This is a genomic window from Halomonas sp. ND22Bw, assembly GCF_003011945.1.
In the GTDB taxonomy this organism is placed as follows: Bacteria; Pseudomonadota; Gammaproteobacteria; order Pseudomonadales; family Halomonadaceae; genus Halomonas; species Halomonas halophila.
Genome location: NZ_PXWD01000126.1, coordinates 1 through 480, shown reverse-complemented (window position 1 = coordinate 480; position 480 = coordinate 1). Strand labels below are relative to the sequence as shown.

Here is a 480-nt window from a genome sequence, read left to right as displayed (position 1 = left end):
TAGAAAGCCGTCCCTCGACCATGTCGATCACTTCCACCCTGTTCCCGCCCGCCGCGCCGGTTTCGACCGGAACGCCAGCGGCTGCATCGGAGGTGAACGCGGACTTGTTCTCCAGCAAGATGGTGAAGGCTGTCGAGCCCAGCGCCCGCACCAAGCCCAGCCAATCGACGCAGCCAAAGCCCAAGACGCTGGTCGCTGACGTTCCGCCGAGAGCGGATGATCCCGCGTTCATCCAGAAGCCCGGCAAGCCTGATGGATACGGCGTTCTGAAACCGTCGCTCGCCGAAGAACGGGCTGGCGATACCCGCTCAGCCGAGCCTGAAGGCGCCGAGAGGGATACCACAGTCGCGGAACCGCCTGCGTCCATCGCGGGCCAGCCCACGACGGTCACGCAGACGGTCGAACCGGCCTCGGGTCCTGGCGAGGATATCGCCACCCCTCCTGGCGTGAAGGGTCAGATTGGCGCGACCGACGCCAAGA

1 pseudogene is annotated in these 480 nt (G+C 65.8%); it reads left to right on the top strand.

Annotation, left to right across the window (positions count from 1 at the left end):
- Positions 1-104: 104 nt before the first annotated feature.
- Positions 105-480: pseudogene (locus CVH10_RS17295) on the top strand (hypothetical protein); the annotation flags it as partial.